The following is a 1,286-nucleotide window of genomic DNA, read 5'->3' on the forward strand; positions in this document are numbered from 1 at the left end:
ATAAAAAGAATGCAATAAACAAAAACGTAAGACATTATCCTAAATGCTTTTGAAAATCGTAAAGCTAAATTAAAAGAAGAGGATAAAGTTGGAAACTAGTTTTTCTCTTTGTTACTTCATATTCTTCCCCAATGAGACTGTATTTCCCAAAGCTTACTCCAACAGATATATGTAATACGCTCACTCTAATCTGGTATATACAGAATAAATTTAGTCACTGGTTATGATCTTTTCCTATTTCTGAGATTAATTGAATACTTTTCACTTAGGCGTAAAATGATAGCCATGATATAAGATTTTATGTAATCAGTAGCTATAAAATCCATATATACCACCAATTCGCCCTCTATAATATAAAACTTTTTTCTTTAAAGTCTTATAGCACAAAATGATACAAATAAAAATAGAAGGGATTAAGAGATATAGAATAGAGAGCTAATAAAATAAAGGCCCCGTTAAACGAGGCCTTAGTATTTTTTATGCTTCTAATTTCATTTTTACGAAATTAGAATTTGTAAGCGACACCTACACGGAAGTCATTGGTTTTGTAATTGAATTCACGTGTATCGTTTGCGAATTTCTTTTTACCAAAATCGGAGTAACGGTATTCCGCACGTAAAAGAACGTTGTCTGTCATTGCAAAGTCAACTCCACCACCAATAGTGAAACCAAGCATTGTCTTCGTGTCATCAGCCCAAGTACCACCAGTCAAATCTATGGTTTGCTTAGCCTCTGCGTCTGGCACTTTTTCATCCCCGTCAGCTTTCTGCTCAACTTTAGCTCTCTCTCCTTTTCCTGCAACGGATTGAATGCCCTGTACCTGCGCATAGGCAATACCACCAGCAACATAAGGCATAATACGGTCAACAGCAGCAAAACCGATACGGACGCGTGTCGCACCAGACCATTTTTCTTTGTAACTGTGCGTTTCTGTTACCTTGTCACCTTCTGCAAACTGCTGCTGATCTTTTAGTTCAACCTTAGCTTTTTCAAGGGCAGCATTAAAATTTTCTGCATCTTTTTCAGTAAGAGTCAATTCACGGGCTTTTTTTGATTCTTCACGGCCTGCCCAAACTGCATCGGTTTCAACCCCGAGAATGAGACCATTTCCGAGGTCTACGTTAGATCCGGCATAAATACCACCCATGAAACCAGAAGGACTAGGTGTGTTATCTTTTTTGAAAAGTTCTTTATCCGCTCCTGGAATAGTTACTTTAGTTTTACTCGAAAAGTTGCCAACTTGACCACCAAGATAAAAACCCGTCCAAGAAAACGAAGGGGCTGCT

General features: G+C 37.7%; 1 protein-coding gene. It reads right to left on the reverse strand.

Translation table 11 applies throughout. The features are described 5' to 3' along the window. Positions 1-505: 505 nt before the first annotated feature. The coding region (locus ACFIKE_RS08570; protein ID WP_375649301.1) for an outer membrane protein at positions 506-1,286 on the reverse strand (781 nt) is incomplete at its 5' end.

It is taken from the genome of Bartonella sp. MU70NMGDW (assembly GCF_042194085.1).
GTDB classification, from domain to species: Bacteria; Pseudomonadota; Alphaproteobacteria; order Rhizobiales; family Rhizobiaceae; genus Bartonella; species Bartonella grahamii.